13 protein-coding genes, 1 pseudogene and 1 riboswitch are annotated in these 20,707 nt (G+C 53.9%); of the genes and pseudogenes, 5 read left to right on the top strand and 9 right to left on the bottom strand.

All coding sequences use genetic code 11. The features are described 5' to 3' along the window. The first annotated feature begins 264 nt into the window (after positions 1-264). Positions 265-2,160 (top strand): DDE-type integrase/transposase/recombinase, encoded by a 1,896-nt coding sequence (locus tag LPJGGPFB_RS33735; protein WP_210264534.1) that lies wholly within the window; start codon positions 265-267, stop codon positions 2,158-2,160. 141 nt (positions 2,161-2,301) lie between these two features. On the opposite strand, the gene LPJGGPFB_RS21515 is transcribed toward LPJGGPFB_RS33735, so the two are convergent. The 3 genes and pseudogenes from LPJGGPFB_RS21515 to LPJGGPFB_RS21505 form a co-directional block, all read right to left on the bottom strand. Further along, positions 2,302-3,417 carry a glycosyltransferase family 2 protein gene (locus LPJGGPFB_RS21515; RefSeq protein ID WP_210264533.1) on the bottom strand — a complete coding sequence of 372 codons (1,116 nt, stop codon included), beginning with the start codon at positions 3,415-3,417 and terminating at the stop codon, positions 2,302-2,304. Between the two features lie 23 nt (positions 3,418-3,440). Next, positions 3,441-4,013, bottom strand: a complete 573-nt coding sequence (locus tag LPJGGPFB_RS21510; protein WP_173421943.1) for a polysaccharide biosynthesis C-terminal domain-containing protein — start codon at positions 4,011-4,013, stop codon at positions 3,441-3,443. Between the two features lie 207 nt (positions 4,014-4,220). Continuing rightward, a pseudogene (locus LPJGGPFB_RS21505) lies at positions 4,221-4,637 on the bottom strand (ABC transporter permease); the annotation flags it as partial. A gap of 22 nt (positions 4,638-4,659) precedes the next feature. After that, positions 4,660-4,762: riboswitch (TPP riboswitch) on the bottom strand. A 248-nt stretch (positions 4,763-5,010) separates the two neighbouring features. On the opposite strand from LPJGGPFB_RS21505, the gene rkpK reads away from it, so the two are divergent. From rkpK to LPJGGPFB_RS21485, 4 genes are all read left to right on the top strand, one after another. Then, positions 5,011-6,324, top strand: a complete 1,314-nt coding sequence (gene rkpK, locus LPJGGPFB_RS21500) for a UDP-glucose 6-dehydrogenase (protein WP_173421941.1) — start codon at positions 5,011-5,013, stop codon at positions 6,322-6,324. Positions 6,325-6,462: 138 nt separating this feature from the next. Beyond that, complete coding sequence (locus LPJGGPFB_RS21495) at positions 6,463-8,157, top strand: class I SAM-dependent methyltransferase (protein WP_173421940.1); 1,695 nt, start codon at positions 6,463-6,465, stop codon at positions 8,155-8,157. A gap of 770 nt (positions 8,158-8,927) precedes the next feature. After that, positions 8,928-9,323 carry a hypothetical protein gene (locus tag LPJGGPFB_RS21490; RefSeq protein ID WP_173421939.1) on the top strand — a complete coding sequence of 132 codons (396 nt, stop codon included), beginning with the start codon at positions 8,928-8,930 and terminating at the stop codon, positions 9,321-9,323. Positions 9,324-9,342: 19 nt separating this feature from the next. Beyond that, positions 9,343-10,302 carry a class I SAM-dependent methyltransferase gene (locus LPJGGPFB_RS21485; protein WP_173421938.1) on the top strand — a complete coding sequence of 320 codons (960 nt, stop codon included), beginning with the start codon at positions 9,343-9,345 and terminating at the stop codon, positions 10,300-10,302. A gap of 110 nt (positions 10,303-10,412) precedes the next feature. Here the strand turns inward: LPJGGPFB_RS21485 and LPJGGPFB_RS21480 are convergent, their stop codons facing one another. From LPJGGPFB_RS21480 to LPJGGPFB_RS21455, 6 genes are all read right to left on the bottom strand, one after another. Then, positions 10,413-11,873: a BNR repeat-containing protein gene (locus LPJGGPFB_RS21480; RefSeq protein ID WP_173421937.1), complete on the bottom strand. Its 1,461-nt coding sequence runs from the start codon at positions 11,871-11,873 to the stop codon at positions 10,413-10,415. A gap of 21 nt (positions 11,874-11,894) precedes the next feature. Next, complete coding sequence (locus tag LPJGGPFB_RS21475; RefSeq protein ID WP_173421936.1) at positions 11,895-12,539, bottom strand: FkbM family methyltransferase; 645 nt, start codon at positions 12,537-12,539, stop codon at positions 11,895-11,897. A 90-nt stretch (positions 12,540-12,629) separates the two neighbouring features. After that, the gene (locus tag LPJGGPFB_RS21470; RefSeq protein ID WP_173421935.1) at positions 12,630-13,730 is read right to left on the bottom strand and encodes a glycosyltransferase WbsX family protein; all 1,101 of its coding nucleotides are present in this window, start codon (positions 13,728-13,730) and stop codon (positions 12,630-12,632) included. A gap of 23 nt (positions 13,731-13,753) precedes the next feature. Further along, positions 13,754-18,175 (bottom strand): glycosyltransferase, encoded by a 4,422-nt coding sequence (locus LPJGGPFB_RS21465; protein ID WP_173421934.1) that lies wholly within the window; start codon positions 18,173-18,175, stop codon positions 13,754-13,756. 112 nt (positions 18,176-18,287) lie between these two features. Beyond that, positions 18,288-19,397 carry a KpsE/RkpR family capsule polysaccharide export protein gene (locus LPJGGPFB_RS21460; RefSeq protein WP_173421933.1) on the bottom strand — a complete coding sequence of 370 codons (1,110 nt, stop codon included), beginning with the start codon at positions 19,395-19,397 and terminating at the stop codon, positions 18,288-18,290. Between the two features lie 218 nt (positions 19,398-19,615). Continuing rightward, on the bottom strand, positions 19,616-20,704 hold the full coding sequence (locus LPJGGPFB_RS21455) for a hypothetical protein (protein ID WP_173421932.1): 1,089 nt from the start codon (positions 20,702-20,704) through the stop codon (positions 19,616-19,618). Positions 20,705-20,707: the final 3 nt, after the last annotated feature.

The raw sequence follows: 20,707 nt of genomic DNA, 5'->3' as shown, positions 1-20,707 counted from the left end.
GTTTCCAGTCCATCCCGTCAACCAGGGCAAGGATCTGGGCGTGATTGAGCTGCACGCAGGCAGCCCGATCTTCGGTGAAACGAACTGATTTTTTCCAGCCGCTTGTACCTCACAAGGGAATGCAGCCTCTACCAACGCAGATCAGCAGTTAGTATGTCGCATTGCCTCAGTGGAAATGTTACTGGGCGCGTTCGTTGCCTCATCTAGATTGTTACCCGTGACAGCAGGCTGCGATGATGCCCTGACTGTTAGGGAGGTTCACTGATGACGACAACGATGCCGCGCATGATGCGCATGGAACTCGCCAACGCGATCCGAGGACGCTACTTGAATGCGACCGGAAAAGAGAAGCGCAGGATCTTGGAAGAGTTCATTTCGGCGACGGGATACCACGAGAAGTCCGCCATCCGTGTTCTCAATCATCAGCCGGCGCCGAAGATCCGGCGGGCCCATCAACGCCGGCCGCTTTACGACGAAGCTGCTCGGGGCGCGCTGATCGTGCTATGGGAAGCTTCGGATCGGGTCTGTGGTAAGCGGCTCAAGGCGTTGCTGCCGATCTTATTGCCGGCCTTGGAGCGCAATGGTCATCTGAACCTCGAGGAAGAGATCCGCCGTAAACTTCTGTCGATGAGCGCCGCGACGATCGACCGCTTGCTCCAGATGCCGCGGCGCACCAGCAGAGTAAAAAAGCCGAAGATAGTGCCAGAACCACGACGTCGCATCAAAATGCGGACATTCGCCGACTGGAATGAACCGCTTCCTGGAAGTATGGAAATGGACTTGGTAGCCCACTGCGGGAATGCCAACCGTGGCAGCTTCGTCCATAGCTTAGTTCTGACCGATATTGCCACCGGCTGGACAGAGGCCGCCCCTATTGTGGTTCGGGAAGGCAGCCTCGTGGTCGAGACACTCGAGCGCATGCGCGCAGGTTTGCCGTTTCCCCTTATAGCGTTGGACGTGGACAACGGCAGTGAGTTCGTCAACAACAGGCTGATTGACTATTGCCTTGCTCACGGCATCGAGCTCACTCGATCACGGCCTTATCGCAAGAATGACCAGGCCTGGATAGAGCAGAAAAACGGCGCCGTTGTCCGCAAACTCCTTGGCTATCGGCGCTTTGAAGGATTAGCGGCCGCCAGGGCGATCACGCGTCTTTACGGTGCTTCCAGGCGATTTGTGAACTTCTTCCAGCCTTCGTTCAAGTTAGCCGAAAAGCATCGCGACGGTGCAAAGGTGACCAAACGCTATCATCCGCCGCTGACTCCCTGCGAGCGTCTGCTGCAAGCCGAGAGCACGCCAATGGACGTTAGGATAAAACTGAGCGAAATCGCCGCCGAACTCGATCCGTTGAAACTTCTGGAGGAAATGCGTGCGGTCCAGGCTTACCTGGCAGCTTTGGCCGACGGCGAATTACCGCCGCCGGCGACCTCCGCGCCACCCGACCTCGCCGCATTCGTGGCAGGCCTATCGAGCGCCTGGCACGCGGGTGAGATTCGCCCTACCTTTTCCATTGAAGCGAAACCACGCTACTTACGTAGTCTTCAAAAGGTCTCAACACATACCCCCGTCACGAACCCGATCGCACCACTCGCACTGGCGCTTCCGTCTGTGAGAGCTCCGATAGCAGAGAACAGACCAGAGGCGCCGAAGCTGATCTATGCTGAACCTGGCCAAGCTCGCATTCACGCACTCCGCGCGGCGTGGCCGATCGCGTGCCGGCGATTGGAGGAATTGCCTAACATCAACGCCATGCAGCTCTTTGAAGAGTTGTGTGCCCAGTTTCCGGGTCGATTTACCCGGAAACAGTACAAAACGCTCGCTCGCAAAGTGAGCCTCTGGCGCAAGGCGGCTCACGCACGCGGCGTTGTCATCGAATCGAAGACATATCGTCGGTTCAGCGACGGCCCCCGAGGTCGCCGTCCAGAGACCTTCAAAGCCCATTGGAACGAGATGGAAGGGTACCTCGAAGAACACCCAGATCAGACCGCGTTTGAACTTCTCGTCGAATTCCAAGCCCGCTATCCAGGGCAATACAGCCCGAGTCACCTCCGCACGCTACAGAAGCGAGTGAGGGCGTGGAGACAGCAAGCGATTCAACGGCTGATCGGCGACGCCGGCACTTTGGCCCGCATCGGGCAAGGCAGCGCGGTAACAGTCTAGGTGAGGCAGGCGGTAACAAAATTACGTGAGGCAACACGATGGGGAGTATTGCTCCGGTACTGACATTAGTACGGGTAACGCATCCGTTTCAGCGGGATCGAGGTGGTAGTCATCAAGAACTGACGACAGGGACGCGCGCAGCTACCTTCGCCGAAAACGCGTGACCGCCTGATGCAAGCGCCATCCCAAGGATGCCTGCATCCTCTGTACTTCTGATGTCAGCCGCTCGAGGTCGGCCAGACTATCGTCGAGAAGATCAGAGAGTGCCTTCTGGTCAGCCTGGGTAGCTTTGAGCTCTTCCTTGGCAAGCACCAATTCGTTCTCGAACAAACCAGCCCGTAAAAATGCGGAAGCGCGTTCTGAGCGCGTCGATTCGAGTTCCGCACTCACGGCGGTTATTTGGTCTTTGCTAGCCTTCAGCTGCGGACGGAGGAACTGCAGATCGGTCCATGCGACACGGACGGTGAGATCATGAGCAGCCCGGCGGATTCCGGCGATCCAACGTTGGGGATCAGCACGCAAAAGGGCGGCATAAGCTTGTTGCTCAACCTGTCCTTCAGCCGTTTGGACCCGCAATTCAGAAGGCCACCAGTTTGAGTTGTCAGCCATATCCAGGAAGGCGCTAAGCTGATCCATTCCCGAATTTCTGCTATTCTTCCATTTGGCCGAGAAATGTAGGAGCGTCGGTTGTCGACAATGAATCACAGCAGATTGCGGATTTTCCCGGATTATTCGATGCCATAGGCGCCAATCTGCGGCCGTCGGGACGTCTTCGGGCCACGCATCCAGCGATGGCAAGCTATTGGCTCGATAGAGAAAACAACTTGCCGGGATGGTGTTGTATCGCTCCATGAAATGCTCGAGCTCATCGGGAATCTCGAGATTGGTCAGGAACGGCGCCGCGATACCGTCGGTCGATACCCATAAAGCCTGACTATGTGCAATCACCGCCCCGTCTTCGAGGCATTGTGAGAGCAACTCGAAATGATCCGGTAGGAGTATGTCATCGTCGGCCGCGAAACCAATAAGCTCTCCGCGCGCCTCACGAAGGGCAATGTTTCGGTTCGCGTAACCGAAATATGGTGCTTTGGGCAAATCGAAGAAGCGGATTCGTTTATCCTTGAAGCCTGCGACGACGTCAGCCGTGCCAGGAACACAACCGTCGCCTACAACGAGGAGTTCGAAGTCACCGAACGTTTGCGAGAGTACCGATTCGATAGCTATACCGATCACGTCCACGCGCGTATGCGTCGGCATGAGTATCGATAGACGGGGTACGCTCACCATCCTTTGGCACCAGCAAAGCTGTAGGGAATCAGATCGGTGTCCAGCGGAAGCCGATATTTATCGGGGTTTGAATGGTCGTATTGAATTGTTGGGAAGTTGACGACAACCACGTCGGAAGTACCAATGTTGTGATCGGCATGCCAAACGAACTTCGGCACGTTGATCAAGCGCGGTCGACTGCCGGATAGGTATATGCGGCATATCTTCCCGCACGTGCTGGATTCGGGCCTGGGATCGTAGAGCACTAACTCCAACTCGCCGCTCAACACGAAGTAACGATCCTCGTGTTGCTTATGCAGGCCCCAACCCTTTACCGTTCCCGGCCGGATTGTGAAGACGTAAGAAAAGACAAGTGGGTCCGAATGCCAACCCCACCTGGGATCGAAAAGCTCGGTAACGCTGCCCCGATCGTCGTCATGTCGCACGCTATTGTGAAACGACATGCCTTCCAGCAGTGGCGCTATGCTTTGCCGCTGTTCGTCGACTGTCCTCTGGTCTTGCACAGCTGCTGCCAAAGTCCGAAGGAGTATGTCCTCGCCTCCGGAACGACCAATCTGATCACTCATTTTTGCCCTCGCTGCTAGCCTTTCATCGCATACACCCATGAGAAGTGCCATCACTGCCGTTACTAAACCGGGCATTATCAACAAATCGGCGGCGCCAAACGCAGCGCCGAATGGACTTCAGGCCTTCGCGGTTGCGTAGGCGCAGCGCGCCCGCCGCTTCCATCCAAGGCTAAAAGCTTTCCAATCGTCTCGACCATGACGAAACTATTATTCTCGCGCCCAATGCGCGAGTGGACGGGTCGCCTCATCGCCGAGAAGCCTGAGGCCGACGGCAAGCACGGCGAGAATGGCGATGGCGGCAAAGACGACATCTGTCTGCATGCGGGCGTTCGCCTGAACGATCACAAAGCCGAGGCCCGCCGAGGCGCCTACCCATTCGCCGACGACGGCTCCGAGCGGCGCAAGAGGAGCCGCGACACGCAGGCCCGTGACAAGCCCCGGCAACGCCAGCGGCAACCGCACAAACCGCAACGTCTGCCAGTGGCTTGCCTTTGTCAGAGCGACGGCATCAAGGATCTGTGTATCGGTACGGCGCAAACCGTCCGAGAATGCCGAAACGACGGGGAAGAAGATAATGATGGCCGCCATCACGATCTTCGAGGCTATGCCGAAGCCGAACCACAGCGAAGACGCGATTAGTTTACCGAAAGCGGCTCTTTCCCGTTCCTACGCCGGCAAGACCCGGATCAGGTTCAAGGGTCCGGCTCACCGCCATCTCAGCACTGTCAAGTGCTCCCCTCGGAATTTCGCAAGAATGAATATGATGGTCGCCGGTGTCTCTTATAACGAGCTAAGACGGGACGGGTCTTGGTCGTGGGTCGATAACTGCTGAAACTGGAGTTAGCTAACAGCTAACTTCGTTGGTGCGCTCCGGTCAACCTAGCGTTTCATTCAACTATCACTTAAGGCTACCAGTAATATCTCACCTATGTTCGAGGTGGGCCGTTCGTCGCGGGGGGAACTCCGCGCACCGGACTAAAGCAAGCAGGAAGAGCAGATGAAAGTCACGATGATCGGCGCCGGCTATGTCGGCCTTGTTTCCGGTGTGTGTTTTGCCGATTTCGGCCATAACGTGGTCTGTCTCGACAAGGACGAAAGCAAGATCGACGCCCTGATGCAGGGGCGCATCCCGATCTTCGAACCCGGTCTCGACCATCTCGTTGCGAGCAATGTCCAGTCCGGCCGCCTGTCGTTCACCACCGATCTCGTTGCGGCGGTTGCCGACAGCGACGTGATCTTCATCGCCGTCGGCACGCCGTCGCGCCGCGGCGACGGCCATGCGGACCTCTCCTATGTCTACGCCGCCGCGCGCGAGATCGCCGTCAACCTGAAGGGGTTCACCGTCATCGTGACGAAGTCGACGGTTCCGGTCGGCACCGGCGACGAGGTCGAGCGCATCATCCGCGAAACCAATCCGGACGCCGATTTCGCGGTGGTTTCCAATCCGGAATTCCTACGCGAAGGTGCTGCGATCGAGGACTTCAAGCGCCCCGATCGCATCGTCATCGGCCTTGCCGACGATGGTGCACGCGCACGCGACGTCATGACCGAGGTCTACCGTCCGCTCTATCTCAACCAGGCGCCGCTGGTCTTCACCTCGCGCCGCACCTCCGAGCTGATCAAATACGCCGGCAACGCCTTCCTGGCGATGAAGATCACCTTCATCAACGAGATGGCCGACCTCTGCGAGAAGGTCGATGCCAACGTGCAGGACGTTGCCCGCGGCATCGGCCTCGACGGCCGTATCGGCGCCAAATTCCTGCATGCCGGCCCGGGTTATGGCGGCTCCTGCTTCCCGAAGGACACGCTGGCGCTGGTCAAGACGGCCCAGGACTTCGACAGCCCCGTTCGTCTGGTCGAAACCACGGTCGCCATCAACGACAACCGCAAGCGCGCCATGGGCCGCAAGGTGATTGCCGCTGCCGGTGGCGATGTGCGCGGACGCAAGGTTGCCGTTCTCGGCCTCACCTTCAAGCCGAACACCGACGACATGCGCGACAGCCCGGCCATAACAGTGGTCCAGACCCTGCAGGATGCCGGCGCCCATGTCATCGGCTACGATCCGGAAGGCATGGAAAACGCCAAGAAGCTGATCGACGGCATCGACTATGCCAACGACCCCTACGAGGCGGCCACAGAGGCTGACGTGCTTGTCATCGTCACCGAATGGAACGAGTTCCGCGCGCTCGACTTCCGCCGGTTGAAAGCCGTGATGAAAGGGCCGGTTCTGGTCGACCTTAGAAACATCTATCGCCCTGAGGAAGTGGCAAAGCATGGCTTTGTCTATGCCAGCGTCGGTCGGCCACACTGAGGGGCCGAAGCGCCGCGCACAGAAGGAGCAAAATAAAATTAGCTAGAGATCCTAGGAAAGGAGCCCGATCGAGCGACCATTTATGCTAAGTTGCGGAACCTGGGTGTAGCTAATATGACGAATTCAAAGGACACACGCATGCAAGAACTCTATCCGATTTCGCATTCGAAAATTAACGCGCCTAAAGAATATCAAGATCCTACATTTATAGCGTTGCTACAGAGATTCGAAAGCTTAGGGGATAATTGTGAACTAGGAATGGTAAAACGCAAGGCAGGAAATGAAGAGAGTGGCCTGCTCCGGTGGGCATTTACTCCACGCTTTCCTTTGCTTCTTAGAGCGTTCGAAAGCAAGTTCGCGAACATATTTGATTTTGAGAACCTAAAGCCATGGACCGATGACATGGTAATAGATCGCAGATATGATATTGCCTTTCATAGCAATATGAAGTCTGTCGCCCTTGAGGGAACGCGCCAGTTCACGCTCTCTGGCGCTCCTTTGCGTGAATGCTACGAGCAAGATCGCCTAGCAATTCTTAAACTCAGAGACAGGCTGTTGGCGGCATTGGAAGCCGGAGACAGGACGTTTGTTTACAAGCGGAATCCTCACAGTCCCCAGGTAGAAGTGAAGCTCGAACAGGAACCGGATTACTTCTCTAGTGGGGACCTTCCCTTGCAGGATCCGACGATTGCTGAGATGAGACAGCTACTAGCCGAATTAAAAAAATACAACAGCGACAACAGGCTGCTAGCGGTATCCTCTAGAGCACAACGACCCTTCGGGCACGTGTGGGAAGTCGAAAGAGACCTCTACTTCGCGTCGCTTGATCAAAACGCACCATATCGCGCTGCAAGCGTTGCCTCCTATAAATGCTGGTATCAAATACTCCAGAATGCAAGCCAAATCATATCCAGTACATCGCGCAGTTCTCTCCCTCCGGCACCAGAACGTGCGGCGGACGTCATTGATAGGGCAGCAAAGGCATGGTCCAAGCCCAACCACCACAATCATCAAAGCAAAACTAGATGGTGGTTCCATCCAACGGTAGTTGCGCACCGGAATCGCCTGATCGGGGAAGTTTCGGCGAGCGGCGTCATCGCCGGCGACATATCTTGGCTTAGAAAAGAACAGCCCGCTGGATTTAGCCATGGTGTATCTGTTGGCTGCGGAAATGGCTTCAAAGAGCTTTCAATGATCCGTAATGGCCTTGTAGAGCACTTTACGCTCTATGAAATCTCAGAGACCCGCACTTCGCAAGCACTTAAACTTGCCCAAGAATGGAACATTAGCGACCAGATTACCATCGTGCGTGAGATACAAGACTTTGTACCGCGGGAAAAATTTGATCTTGTATACTGGAATAGCGCCCTTCATCATATGCTTGACGTCAAACAAGCATTGGAGTGGAGCCGGGCCTCATTAAACCCCGGAGGCGCAATCTACATTAATGATTGTATCGCTCCGAACAGATTGCAGTACTCAGAGGAATATCTGTCTGCAGCCTCTCGTTTTCGCGCAGCGCTACCTGAGCGTTTACTTACGGCGCCTGGAGGACTCTTCTCGCGAACTGTTTCAAACATTGATCCAGAGAAATTGCGTCAGGCGGATCCTAGCGAATGTGCGGATAGCGATGCTATATTGCCGTCGTTAAACGAAATATTTCCGGACGCACTCATAAAATACCTCGGAGGTGTCATATATTCCTGCGCGCTGAACGACGTTATTGGAAATTTCACAGAAGATGACTTGCCTCTTCTGGAGCTCGGATTGCAATTGGATGAGCAATACTCCAGATTAGGTCTGAATGAATATGTTGCTGTGTTTTCCAGATAGTCGCAAATATTGTTTATAGGGTCTACACTAAGTTGCATCGCTAACGACGTGTCTTACCATCACACCAATCTATGGAAGGCCGACACATCTGATCAGTTACCCTACACCACGCGCAGACGCACGATCTTCGGATGCCACCCAGAAGCACTCGTCAGGATCCGAAGCTACTTCATGCCAAAGTGCGCAAAGCAGAAGCTCTGAAACTGTGTACTTATGGTCGCGCTGCACCTTCATTTGGGGTCGCCTTCTGGCTTGAAAAGCCACCTGGAACCAATAGGAATTGATGGAATGACTGACGCCGCAAAACGAGCTGCTGATATCGCAAGGCGATGTCTTGTTCAACGCGATCGGCTGCGGGCTGAATTGGCATCCGCGCGGAGCCGAGATGATGAACGTCGTATTAGTGAACTTTCTCACGACCTCGAAAGCTGTGAGAAGTACATTTTCGGCCAATCGTCTTGACCGGTTTAGCGGCCGGGCTCGTAGCGCACCGTGAGTGTTGTGAGGCATTCCAGCTCGCCGGTGCCAGCCAACATCGGCTCCGAACCGATCGCAGGAGCGACAGCCTGAATCCTCTATTGCACGAGAGTTTCCCAACGTTAAGCAGTCGCTGCCACCGACTTCCCATCTGGACGCATCAGACTCCCACCCATCCCTCGTTGGTTGATAAGTGTCCGGTCGAGCAGCCTTTGAGATTTGACCGGGGTCAAACCCTCACTTCGCTTGATGAGCGATCTTCCCGGAGCGGTAGTATTCGAGGACCAGTGTATATGTCATACGAATTCTATCGCCTGTTGTTTGAGGGCATGCTGTTGACAAGAACCGATCTGAAAGGACGGGAGGCCATGGCAGATACCAAGGACATCGAAACGAGGCTGGCCGAGCTGGAAGCATCTGTGCGCAATTCTGCGGCCGCGCAACGCGTCACGACTTTGCTTTCTATGCAGTTGTTGATCCGCATGAGTCTCCTGACAGACGACCCGCACGAATTTGTCAAGATCATCATGGAAAACATGGAGCGAGATCTGGAACGAGCCGTAAAGGCCGCTCAGGATGCTGACGAGCCGATGAGGGTCGAAGCCCAAGCCGCCGCCTCGTACTTCTCTGTTATGACGGCCAGCGCCAAGCGGATGATGTTGCAAATCCCCGCGCGCTCGACACATTGATTACCACAGGAACATGACGATGGATCCAGTACCACTCAATGAAATTGTCACCGAGCAGAACTTCAACGAACTCGCATATCTAGCCTGCAACCCGGATGTTAAGGCGGCCGTTGATGCCGGCCACATTCCTTCCGGCAAACACCACTTCAAGAACTTCGGCAACCATGAGAACCGGCGCCAGATCGCACTCAAAGACCTGCGAGACATCCGCGCCACTAAGCTTGAGAAGGTGAAGGGCTGCCTGCGGGCCGATATGGCCAGCACAATTGATGAGGAAGGTCGCCACAATTTCCTGACCGACGCCATTCGCGCCGAGACCAAGATCATCGACACGAATAACATCTCGTCCAATGCCTACGACGGCGAAATGCGCACCATCATCGAAAAGTACGAGGATGGGATTATTCTCGATTGTGGCGCGGGCTCTCGCGGCGAGTACTATGGCAACGTCATCAACCTAGAGATTGCCGCATACCCGTCGACTGACGTCCTGGCCGTCGGAGAACATTTGCCGTTCAGGGACAACACGTTCGACGCCATTTTCTCGATCGCCGTCCTTGAACACGTCCGAGACCCCTTCCGGTGTGCCGCGGAAATAGCTCGCGTTCTCAAGCCAGGCGGGACGCTTTATTGCTGCGTCCCTTTCCTTCAGCCTCTTCACGGGTACCCGCACCACTATTTCAACGCATCTTCACAAGGCATCCGTCGCCTTTTCGAAGACATGCTCGAAATAGAGAGCGTTACAGTGCCAAACCCCGTTCATCCGATCTTCGGCTTGACGTGGGTCGTTAAGAGTTGGGCCGCTGGACTATCTGGCGAGACTCGGCAATCATTCCTCGACATGAAAATCGGGGATCTGTTTGCCGAACCCTATCGCCTGGTGCATGAGCCCTTCTGCCGAAATCTAAGTGAAGAGAAGCGGTTTGAGCTTGCCTGCGCCACCGTGTTGACAGCGCAGAAGCCCATCAAAGCCTCGTGATTTTGATTTCGCCCACGGGTTGCGGCCAGTGAATGCATTAGCAATTACTCCAATCCCACTGACCGATCACAACCGGAGTGGCCACCACCATGCGATACCGATAAACTCTATCATCTTGGCACGAGAACGGTCAGCTCGGATGCCTGCGGGATGCATGACGACATTACCGCTTCGGCACAGGCGTGCGGTTGGTCGGCATTTGAACGAAGCGACTCCCATCGAAGTGAGAATGCGCTTTCATTTCCCCAGCGATCGGATAGCGGGAATATTCGACTAACGCCCTTGGACAGGCCAAAAGTTCGAAGTTCCCTAAAGGACGAGGGTACGATGTCCGGTCTTTGTTCGCGTTGGATAACCTCGAATGACCTAGCATCCAGCTTTATCGCTTGCCGACCTGCGCGCCATTGCGTCGCGTAGAAAAGTATGCAGCACGTCTCACGCTGTACGGCACTGTCGAAGCCGATGTTTCCGGGTAGCGTGCCTTTCCCTTCAATCTTCCATTTTCCTTGCCAATCCGTTACAACAGCCCTCTGCCAGTCGCCATCATTCGGACGTGCAAGATACCCTTGGTTGTGCCCACGCGCGTCGTAGCGTGAGTATGAAATGAGTGGCCGGTTCTGGGCGTCGATACCGACGACCACGTTATTAAGCAAGCCTTGCCCCATCTTAATATCGTCAACGACGTCAATATTCGTTGGCGAAAGCGGGACGCTGAGTGCTTTCCCGGAGGAAGTGGTCCATTTAATTAAATCTCGCGATCGGGCATACGACAAGCGCTGGTTGGTGGATACATCGGGGTTCATGCGCCACACCAATGCGACATGCCAGATTCCATCTGCGTCTCGCTTAAAATTCGATGGATAAGCGCTGGTGCTTTGCGCGAACCACGTGTTCCCGAATAAAGCACCTTTAAAAAGTGGCTGCCAAACGCCAGGCGACTCCCAGACATTAGCGTACCAACCACCGTCTCCGCTTCGGCCCGAGCGGAATATGAATGCTAAACGACCATCAGCGAGGTGAAGGAACGTTGGGTACGTCACAGACTGCTCTTCCGAGCGCCCTGTCATCTGACGAAGTTCATCCAGCCCAGCTAGCGACCACGGCTTTAACCCACGCGCATATACAAGCCCCCCCCCGTGTAAATTGCCAGAGATGTGGATTATCCCCTCAGCGTCAACGGTCAGCACCGTAGAGTTGTGCGCATCCCAACCTCCAAAGCGAGTTGGAAGGCGCACTTTCTCAACCGGGCTATCAACGACTTCCACGTTCACTTTCGCCACCGTCAGCCAACGTTCGGCATCGTAGTAGGCAACGTATGCGTATCCCTCGTGAACCAAGCCGCCAAATCTAACGGTTGTACCCGACCAAACCCGATCAACTCCAACCTCGACAAAACCCGAGTGTTTTGACGCGGCTCCGCTGTTTATTGCCGAGAGGCAGAGCAAAACAAACGCCATCAGAGTCAACTTGCCGAAGCACACTTCCAAGCTTGCAACCCTGAAGATATCGAGAGGCGGCGGAAGGATTAGTAGCGGCCGGACGGTTCCTCGCCGCTTTTTACCGATAATCATTCTAGCACCATGCGTGATACATTATTCCGCGCCCGTAAGATCCCCATAAATTCGCGAGCTGACAAATACTACGTTTGCACGCCGCAATATTGGCGCCTTCGCGATCCATTCCATCGTCTGCTCAAACAAGTGAAATACTCCAAAACCGAATGGTTCCAGAAACTCACTCACGTCGTCGTACGAAACATGATATTTATTATAATTGTTGAGACTGACCTCGCACTCCACAAAATCGGTATTTCTAAGCATATGGGACGCTCCTTTCAGAACCTCCAGGTCGTGCCCTTCCGTATCAATTTTAAGGTAGCTGATATGGGTGATTTCATAGCCTGAACAGATATGATCGATCGTGCTCATCCGCACTATCTGGTCACCCCCACGCCGGTCTACTCTATTCATCTCAGAGTTATCGCCAATCCTCATATGCGCGGTTCCCTCGGATGACCCGAGTGCCAAATTTAGAACAGTCACACGATCACAATCGACGGTTTGCGCACAAGCCGCGTCGAAAGTAGACAGAACCGGTTCGAACGCAAATATTTTAGCTAGCGGCAGATCTTCATAGAACTGCTTTGTCAGGCTCCCGACGTTGGCTCCAACGTCGAAGACCATCTCAAACTTATAGCCTGGGACATGCTTTAGAATTTTCGCGAAGGGCTCGTACATTGTGGGATCACATTCCAAGATTCAAAGCGGGCGTACACAACCACAACTCCCATACGAGGTATCTGCAGCAGGTTAAATATCTCCCAAAATTTATTCAGTTGACAATGCAGGTACCGCTTGTGAAGAAATACCATGCGTTAGCGCCGAAAGGTAGGCCGAGCCCAGCAGTTCCGTCGGCTCCAGCACGGCACCCTCAGCCCATTCATTCCAGGCATTGACGAACAGAAGCGGCGCGTCGATATCGCCAGATTCGAACTTTTCGCGGCTCACATCACTGGCGCGACGGACCCAGGATTCAAACTTGGCTGGGGTGCTGCCTATAACGACATGCGCATTTTTCGACCTGCGTGGAGAATTATCCCAATCAGGCGTGACACCGGGATACATCCTATCAAACCCCTTCACCCGCGTTAATGCGGCCTCAACGATGGCGTCATAGGGTTCGAAGTAATCGCCGCGCGAATTATCGAATGGCTCAACAAACTCCACGTCTAGCAATTTTCGCGGACCACTGCGCGGGATGCGGTGCGGCGGAAACTGTACGACGGAATCGACGTCCTGCAACATTTCCACCTTGAGACCCGGCGAAAAGACACAGCCTATCGTCACTTCCTGTCCAGTCCGGGACCACATCGCCTGCCGAAGTTCCTCAAGCCACAGCTTGCGGTCCGGGATCCGTTCAACCTGGTAGATAAGAATGAATGGTTTATCCTTGATCCTAATGTACCGAGGATCCTGCGTCGCCTCTACGAGGTCAGCAATCAGACCACGCTTAGTAGCCTCGTCGTAGACTTGCTCGAGCAGCAAATCATCGCTCTTGCCATCCCATGCGCGTGTCCAGCTTTCGTTGGCCCAACAATACATGAATGGAAAATCCGGGCGGGCGGCCTCCAGGTAAGAGTGAAGTGGCCGCTCCAAAAGCCGCCGATTTCCCATTCGGTAGTAGTAAAAGCAAAAGCCGAAAACGCCGGCAGCTCGGGCCAGATCGGCTTGCTCTTCAAAGACATCCTGGCTGCGCAGATCGTAAAAGCCAAGCGCCCCCGGGAGACGCGGCTGGAAATGCCCCTCGAACAACGGCTTAGCTTTCACGACACTCCGCCATTCGCTAAAACCCTGCCCCCAATTGATGTCGTTAACGGCGTTGGGATAAAACTGAGGCAAATAGAACGCGATCGGCTTAACATCTACCATATTGGCAATCTCTATATTGAAGTTTAGGAAACATATTCAAGGAGCTGGCGCGCGCGCCTATCAAAAGAATGATTTGATAGGAGTTCGGCACTCATTGCACGCCGTTGTTCGATAGGTGGCATCCAGTCGTACACGCCGTCAGTCAGATCTTTCAGATTGCCGGCATTAGAATATACTTTGACGTGCGGACCGAAAATCTGCTCAATCCCAGCAACTTCATCTGTGATTGCAACGCCGCCGCATGCAACCACATCAAACAATCGGTTCGAGATTATCCCCGCGCGTGCCATGCTCGGCCAGTGATCATTCAAAACGCACAAAGCCGATCTATACCAGTGAGGAAGGTTTGCATTGTCGATGTGCTCGCCACGCATATAGGACCGTTCGACGAAGTATTCCCAATCTTGGCCGTAAATATCGAGCGGCAGATTCATCTTCACGGAATCCAGAACGATCTGACGCGGTTCGCGCCGCGAGTTTCCGACAAACAAGAAGCGCTCCGAAATCGACGTCACCGTCGCATCGTCCAGGAATGAGAAACGCCGAGCATCTGTCGCTTGCGGTAGAACCGTCGAACTAACCCCAAACCTTTGCCGGAGGTCCAACTGCGATTGCTGCGAGCAAACGACAATCCCGGCCATGCCCTCAAGCTCGGAAGCTCGCAGCTTATCAGGATGACTTATGAGCCACAAAAGATTGAGCGCTCCCGGTACAGCCTTGACGTCCACGATCCCCCGCAAATGAAGCACTATATCTGCGTCATGCGTAGGATAGTCCCAATGATCACGCAGACGGACCTCGCAACGATGGCCCAGGCGCTCAAAAGAGGTCTTGAGTGAAAGTGCGAAATGATAGTCGCCCCAAGCATGACTATTTTGACCCGCCGGAGCCGGGCACCGGATCTGAACCGACTGCGAGCCAGAACGAGTGGTGCGCGAATATGTCGGCAACGCGACCGCTGCCACCTCGAGCAAACCGTTTGATACAACATACTTCTGCGGCATTGTGTCGACTTTCAGTCGCGCGTTCTTGAACGAAACTTCGATCGTAGGCAGCCGACCGAGCGTTTGCGCGAACCATTCTTGTTCACGCGCCAAAGCGATGCTGGTCCCGCACACACTCTTCTCTCGTTCGGCGACGAACTGCGAGCCAAAGTGCATCACGACTTTCCGAGCGCTTTCTCGCCACGACGAGAGGACGAAGCCGACAAGTCCTTTGTCGAGGCAAAGATTCGAACTGAAGCCGTTCAGCCTTTCAAACACGCCTTTTCTAATCGCAACTGGAAAATGTTGCGCGGCAATGCCTGATGCATCCCCAATACGCCTGTCGATAACTTGCTTGCCGGCAACGGCCTGAATGCCGGCCGCATCATGGGATACGGTAAACATCCCATCAATGGCCTTCCCCTCGCTATCGACCACAACTGGAAATACAACGTCACTTGCCGAGCTCAGCTTTGACATAAATGAATCGATGCGGTCCCCGTCATACCCTACCCTGCCGTCCCAGAAGAGCAAATTTTCGGAACAGGCTAATTTCGCGCCTAAGTTGCTTGCGGGGAAGAACATGAACGTCCGCCAAAGATGAACAACTCTCAATCCGCGCACTGACGTTGAGAGCTCAGCCAGAAGCGCCGTCAGGGCATCGGGCAGCGCATTGTTAATAATGATAAGCTCGTGCTCGCCTCTTGATAGATGGCGCACGGCTTCCCACACCTGTTCTGCGCTCGAAAGATGTTCCCCGGGCTGTATCGGCCAGATTATCGAGTATTTAGGGGGAAGTTCTTTCTTGTGCCCAGTAATTTGCGAGTCCAAGTCCATCTGGGCAGTTGATAGCTTGTAGAAATCTCCGACCAGCTCTGTATTCGTAATTCTTTGCAGTTCACCGCTATCATCCACATAGTTGCAACCTGGGAACGCGACATAATACGAAGGTGACTTCAGAGAAATTCGCCGAATCAGGTCCCAATCTACGCACCTGGTAAGGGATTCATCAAATCGGAAGCCCTCATCGACGAACCGACGATGATGTCCGAAAACATTCATATCAATGTAATTCTCACGATCCATGGCCGCCTTGTCGTAAACGTCGCCACGGTAATAAATTTGGCCGCGGTCATTGTATACTCGGAGCGCGGCATGCGCGGCATCGACGTTCTCGATTATCATGGACTTCACCATGATCTCGACGAAACTCGGCTCCCAGTAATTGTCGGTATCAAGGTAGAATATGTATGTCCCCGTTGCTGTCTCCAGCCCCTTATTTCTCGCCGCCGAAACGCCGGAATGCGGCTGCTCAATCAGCTTAATTCGCGCATCCAAAACAGTGGCCACGCGATTGACGGTACCGTCGGTCGAACCGTCATCAACAACGACCAATTCCAGATTGGTGTAGGTTTGCCGCATAACTGATGAAACAGCTCGCAGAACTACCGTTTGCCGATTTCTTGCCGGCATAATCACAGTAACCAAGGGGAGGTCCTGCTCCCGCGCAGTTTTCTCGAAACGGCGCCGAACCTCCTGTTGCAACCTATTGGCATCGGCAAGATCAAAATATGGATAACTTCTGACGATAGTCTCATTCATGCGCAGTTTCGAAATACTCTGCGGATCGAAATGCGTGACCGAATCTTCGAATTCATCAATGGACCGGAATGACGCATCAATATGAGGAACGGCAGCCTCCGATTGACCGGTGCCTATCTCGAACACCGTCCGTACGCCAAATGGCGGTCTCCCAGCAACAGCTTCAGGCTCACCATACAGCCACTCCCGGAGTTCACTCGCACTTGCTCTCTCGTTTACTAGGACCGCAGGATGAGGCGACGCACCCAGGGGTGAGTTTAAAAATTGCCGAAATGGCTGGTCGCTTGGATTGAGCTTGGCTATCCGCTCATACCAACGAGGATCAAACCGCTTGTTGGGCCTTCGGCGCTCGCGATCGCCCGCAACCAAAAAGTGCTTCAGCAAGTGCATGCCAGCCAGAGCGACGTCTTTATACATCGCCAGATAGTACCGAGTCGAAAAATATTTGCCGGGATCGCGTAGCTTTGCCTCGCCGGAGGCTAGATAATCCAGCAACGGCCCTTTTATGTCTGAGATAATTCGATACTTTTTACGATACCAAATTGGATCGAAAACATAATTTGGCTTGAACCCGCTGATCTCACCTTGCACGAAGTAATGAATCAACAAACGATCTAGGCCGCCGACAACATCTATATTCTTTCTGTAATAAACGGCATCGAACAGCGCGTTATGGTGCACCGAAGACGATCGTCTGGCGTGCAGAAACGCTAGATAATCATCAGATGACTTCTTGTTTAAAGCCTGCCCCGCAAAAACAACCTTAGAATCGCAGAACATATAGTGAGGAACAAGATCCTTTTCCTCTTTTTTATCAAAGAAGACCGCGAGAGGCGTCTTATCCTGCGCTAAGACAGAGCCCAATTTCGCGAAAAATAGCTGGCTATCGAAGCCGGGATTTGGTTCACGTCCGAAATTCCAGCCACCACTGATATAATCGATCCATGGATGCAGTCGAGCAGGTAAATGATACTTGGTTCGATACCACCCCATCCAGAAACCGAGGTGTGGATCAGCATCCAGCCCCGCACCAAATTTCAGGAAGAAGTAGAAGGGGTCAGACGCGGCGAGATGCTTCCTATCGTCAGCAAGCTGATTGAGGCTTAAAACATAAAATTTCGCATCAAAAAGCGGGTGTGGGTTACGGTTTTCTCTGCAACCCGATTGAAGATAGTGCTCGAGTGGATCTGCGTCCGCGTTCCGAACGTCCTCGTACTGGCGAAGGTAGTATTCGCCATCGAAGTATCTTCCGACAATCTCTCTACGATTTAGTTCTGCAAAATCAGCGTGTTCTCGCCAAATCAAAGATGTCGCAACGAGTTCGGGCTCTTGCTCCCGAGCTATCGATTTGAGATCAGCGCCCTTCGGGTCAATAGCTGACGCGATACGCGCATAGACAGGCTTGCGTGACTGGTAAATTTCCTCAACCAGCTGCAGGCCAAAATGCTCAAGCCAACCTGCGAAACTCATTGACAATGTCATGACCAGAGTTGGACTGAGTGCGTTAGCGCCCGACTTCTGATCCAGGTCACTTCTGTCGGCAAACAGCCTTAGTGAAACAATTCTAGACGTTCTTGCCTCGATCAGCGCGCCGGACGTCAACCCTGAGACGATCGCCGAGCGGTCGAATCTCAGTTCAAAGCCAAAATTGCCATCCGCATTTAGCGCAGCTGAGACATCAGGCCGGGGCAGATTGACAGTCGTTTGCCCGAGCTGGACACCATCGATTTCAACCGAGAGTCGGTGAACGGTCCTGTTATCACCACGGGCAATCCACCCTCTAATTCCACTGGAAGTCAGTTCATCAATGAACCCGCGATATGGTGCTTCGGTGAACGAATTATTGAACTGTAACGTCATTTTTTCCGAAATACTCTTCCTAGTCACTCAAATCTCGATTGACGAGTTGGCTCAGCAGATACCTTAGATAGCAACTTCACTTCAGATCAGCAATCTCGCAAACCGACCACCGTTAAAGGTTCGCACCGTCCCTGATATTCGCTACCAGAAGTGAGGCAATTGACCAAAGCACGAAGGCTGCCAGGAAAACCAGCGCGGCATTAATCGCCGGGCGCGGGTAGCGCGCCACATCGGGCAGCATGGGAGGAACAACCGTTACCACATATAATTGCTGCTGCGACATTCGCCGGCGCGCCTCCTCGTAGCTTGCGCGTGATAAAAGTAGAACCTGCTCCGCGAACTCTTGTCGCAGCTTTAGCAATTCGTAATCCTTCAGTTGAGCAGATATGGAACCCGCGTTTTTGCTACCGGTGAGCTTGGCATTGAGATCTTTAATCTGCGACTCCACAACATCTAGTTGCGCGCGAAGATACGTTTCGCCAGGCCGTTCGGAGTTCCCTACACCAGCAGCGACGGCAAGGCGGCTTTCCATTTCTATTTTTCGCGCGGTCAACTGGGAGACGAGAGCCACGATCTGCTTCGCATTTTCGATAGGGTCGATGGTGCTGGATCTTTGCTGAAAATCGAGCAGCGCCGTCCGTGCATCCGCCAGCTCACGCGTACTCTTCTCCACCTCAGCACTGGCGCGCGTTAGTGCATCCCGCCTGCTGCGCTGCGAGATGTGGTTGATCAAAGCTTCACTTTTCGATATCAGATCCTGCGATAACTCGAGTGAATTTTCAGGTCGAAATGTATGCACGCGCAGAGTTATTATGTTCGACAGTGTATCAAGGCTAATTGATACATACTCATTCCAATAATGCAGTATATCTTCAAAGTCTTCAGAAGGTTCAAGACGGGACAACCAATCAACGCTCGATGGACCGTATATATCTTTCATCCGATCGCGGCCGCCAACCGCTTCCACGGCGGCGCGGCTCCTTACATAATCCACGACAATCATTGCATTTTGAAAGGTATTACTCGATTTCGTTAGCCCCACCTTGCTCAAAATCGATGAAGCCGTCGACGCCAAAGATTGTTGTGACGAACCATCCGACTCAACACTCTCCCGAACGGCAATTTTTGCTTCCGAGACGAAGACGTCCGATGCCATAAACAGTGAATAGGCGAAGACAATGAAGGTCGGCACAAGAACGCAAAACAAGAAGCTGGACAGCAACACGCCTCTACCGCGTCCGCTTGACGACGCACCCAGAACCTCCCCCTTATCGGCCTCACAAGGAGCCGGTCGGCGCTTGACGAGACCGCCAACACTCAGGGCATTGGAAACCTTCGATTGGATGCTCCGCGACAATCCCGTCGTATGGCGGTCCTCAAGAAGGTGATCGTCCTGCAGCTTCGGCGAGAATTCGCCGCGCCTTTCCTGTTCTTCCCTCCTCATTGGATGTAGGCGTGTTTTGCGTTGTGGATATCTTGGTCTTGTGTCGTCCCGAGCGCCGTTGCGATCGCACTCGCCACGAAAGAATAGAGAGCGATGTCCTCATCTAACAGATCCGCCACAAGCGCGATCTTCCCGAGGCTCTTCGCCAACTCGGAAGCACCGCTAAGCGCCTCAATTGCGTCTGCTCGGAAGATGGGCACACCAACAATACCGTTAGCCATAAAGGCAAAATCATCGAAACGTGACTTGATACCCACCGCGTCTACCTGGGCGAGGTTGTCAAGCGCGATGCTTACATTCCTCCTCTGAACGATCTCATCGGGCGTCGCACCAAATGTCGCAGTCATCGGTGACTTAATCAAATGCCGCTGCTCGCGGCTTAACCCTCGAAGACCTTTGAGGATAGATTTCTCATCATGCAAGTCCATGCCCTCCACAGCGGGAACAAGTATCTCGTAGCGCTCTAAAAGGCCGCGCGAGAAGGATGTACCCGGCTGACGGCTAATAAGCTTAATTAACAGCAACCGCTCCGCGAGGTCTTCGACGGGTTCTGACAGAAGTGCAGTAGTCACAAACTCCTTAGATTGCAGTATGCCCGAGAATCGAGCCCAGTTAATACGCCCAGAGGCGACCGTTGACTTCGAATAGTGATGACCGAGCGCGGCAGCAATTGTCTCCATCGGGAACCGATCAAGCATCGGGTATTGCAATGAGAAGTGCGCCATCAGTTCCCGTAAGAGCTTGACCTGAGGCATCGCCCCAGTTTCGATCAAAACGACTTTGCTCTCAACATGTTTCGACGGATCACAGCGCCGATAGATCGGCAGCCCCGTGGTCGCCTCCGCCAAGGTGAATGATGCCAAGCTCGGCAGATCTGGGATCAACGCCTCATCTATCTGAAACCCGGCCATCCCCGTGGCATGAAGCCCCAGATCATACAAATCTTTGCGGAAGACATTCGCCCGCAGTTTAACTTCACGGCCATCTTCAATTAGAATTTTGAATTCCGGCGTTTCACTCGGGTTATCGAGCACCAACCATCCGCAAACTGTGCCGCCGGAATCGACGTCGATATTAAATTGCATCTT

Source organism: Ensifer adhaerens (genome assembly GCF_013283195.1).
GTDB classification, from domain to species: domain Bacteria; phylum Pseudomonadota; class Alphaproteobacteria; order Rhizobiales; family Rhizobiaceae; genus Ensifer; species Ensifer adhaerens_G.
This window is presented reverse-complemented; position numbering and strand designations above follow the sequence as displayed.

Coding starts and splice junctions, on each gene's coding strand:
- LPJGGPFB_RS33735 (WP_210264534.1), top strand. CDS start 265: ATGACGACAACGATGCCGCGCATGATGCGCATGGAACTCGCCAACGCG.
- LPJGGPFB_RS21515 (WP_210264533.1), bottom strand. CDS start 3,417: ATGCCGACGCATACGCGCGTGGACGTGATCGGTATAGCTATCGAATCG.
- LPJGGPFB_RS21510 (WP_173421943.1), bottom strand. CDS start 4,013: ATGAGTGATCAGATTGGTCGTTCCGGAGGCGAGGACATACTCCTTCGG.
- rkpK (WP_173421941.1), top strand. CDS start 5,011: ATGAAAGTCACGATGATCGGCGCCGGCTATGTCGGCCTTGTTTCCGGT.
- LPJGGPFB_RS21495 (WP_173421940.1), top strand. CDS start 6,463: ATGCAAGAACTCTATCCGATTTCGCATTCGAAAATTAACGCGCCTAAA.
- LPJGGPFB_RS21490 (WP_173421939.1), top strand. CDS start 8,928: ATGTCATACGAATTCTATCGCCTGTTGTTTGAGGGCATGCTGTTGACA.
- LPJGGPFB_RS21485 (WP_173421938.1), top strand. CDS start 9,343: ATGGATCCAGTACCACTCAATGAAATTGTCACCGAGCAGAACTTCAAC.
- LPJGGPFB_RS21480 (WP_173421937.1), bottom strand. CDS start 11,873: ATGATTATCGGTAAAAAGCGGCGAGGAACCGTCCGGCCGCTACTAATC.
- LPJGGPFB_RS21475 (WP_173421936.1), bottom strand. CDS start 12,539: ATGTACGAGCCCTTCGCGAAAATTCTAAAGCATGTCCCAGGCTATAAG.
- LPJGGPFB_RS21470 (WP_173421935.1), bottom strand. CDS start 13,730: ATGGTAGATGTTAAGCCGATCGCGTTCTATTTGCCTCAGTTTTATCCC.
- LPJGGPFB_RS21465 (WP_173421934.1), bottom strand. CDS start 18,175: ATGACGTTACAGTTCAATAATTCGTTCACCGAAGCACCATATCGCGGG.
- LPJGGPFB_RS21455 (WP_173421932.1), bottom strand. CDS start 20,704: ATGCAATTTAATATCGACGTCGATTCCGGCGGCACAGTTTGCGGATGG.